A 1,437-nucleotide genomic window follows, 5' to 3' on the forward strand; every position below is an offset into this window, starting at 1 on the left:
CCGCTGGTCGAGTACTCGCCGCGCACCCCGACGCCCGCCCTCGACGCGGGGCGCAGGCTGGCCGCCGAGCTCGGCCTCGACCCGGCCAAGGTGCGCGCGGGTACGGCCGCGCCCGGCGCCGCCGAGGTGGCGAACGTGCGCTCGGCGCCGCTGCGGGACCGGCTGCGCGACATGATGGTCCACTCCGACAACATCCTCGCCGAGGCGGTCGGGCGGGAGATCTCCGTGGCGACCGGCGGCGAGGCCTCGTTCAGCGGCGCGGTCGCCGCGGTGAACGCGGCGCTGAGCAAGGCGGGTTTCGACCTGACGGGGCTGGACATGCAGGACAACAGCGGGTTGTCGGTGGACGACCGCATCCCGGCCAGGCTGCTCGACCGGGTCGTCGCGACGGCGGCGAAGCCGGGCGCGGCCACCGCGGTGCAGCCGGCGAACACCATGGCCCGGCCCGAAAACGACCGGCTCGCATCCACTTTGGCCCCGCTGCTGGACGACCTGCCCGTCGCCGGTGCGACCGGCTCGTTGACCAGCCGCTATGTCGACCGCAACCGGCAGGGCGCGGGCTTCGTGCGGGCCAAGACCGGAACTCTGTCGGTGTCCAGCGCGTTGGTCGGTTATGTGCTCGACGCCGACGGGCGGGTGCTGACCTTCGCGTTGATGTCGAACGATCGACCGCCCGAGGTGAGCAGGCCGGCCTTGGACGCGATCGCAGGCACGTTACGCAACTGTGGATGCTCGTGACGGGTGGTTGACAATGCACGGAGAAGATTCCGACCCAGCTGGTTCCGGCGCGGGCTCAGTCCAGCCCGCCGCCGAAGGCGCGATCGAGCGGTCCAAGGGCCGGTCGGGGTTCTCCGGTGCCGTCGACTGGAAGCTCGCCGCGAAGACCGGCGCCACGCTGGTGCCGTCCGGTCCCCGGGCCTCGCGCTACTCCGCCGAGCAGGTCGTCGCCGAGCTGGCCACCGCCTCCGAGCGGGCCGAGGGGCCGGTTCGTGAGGTCAGCCGGCTGCTCGACGATCAGCCGGTGCCCGCCGCCCGGATCGTCGACCGGCCGGGGTGGATCGGGGCGGCCGCGGAGTCGATGGCCCAGCTCACCGGCACCGGCGGCGACACGGGCGAGCGCGGGCTGCTGCAAGGCAAGCCGGCCGGGGTGCAGGCGGGCGCGATGCTCGCCTTCCTGTCCACCGCCATCCTCGGCCAGTACGACCCGTTCACCGGCCCGGACGGCACGCTGCTGCTGGTCGCGCCGAACATCATGGCCGTGGAGCGCGCACTCGGCGTCTCGCCCAGCGACTTCCGGCTGTGGGTCTGCCTGCACGAGGTGACCCACCGCGTGCAGTTCTCCTCGGCGCCCTGGCTGGCCGACTACATGCGCGCCAATGTCGAGGTGCTCAGCGACGTGGGCGAGGAGCCGCTCAACGAGATGCTGTCCCGGCTGCT

At 72.9% G+C, this 1,437-nt stretch carries 2 protein-coding genes; both read left to right on the top strand.

The window, feature by feature from the left end; translation table 11 throughout:
* Positions 1-738: D-alanyl-D-alanine carboxypeptidase/D-alanyl-D-alanine endopeptidase (gene dacB / locus ON39_RS01980; protein ID WP_040730126.1), on the top strand; the 738-nt coding region annotated here is incomplete at its 5' end.
* Positions 739-751: 13 nt separating this feature from the next.
* A partial coding sequence (locus ON39_RS01985) for an Rv3626c family coenzyme F420 biosynthesis-associated protein (protein ID WP_174412487.1) occupies positions 752-1,437 on the top strand: 686 nt, incomplete at its 3' end.

This window comes from Nocardia tenerifensis NBRC 101015 (assembly GCF_000308715.1).
Lineage (GTDB): Bacteria > Actinomycetota > Actinomycetes > Mycobacteriales > Mycobacteriaceae > Nocardia > Nocardia tenerifensis.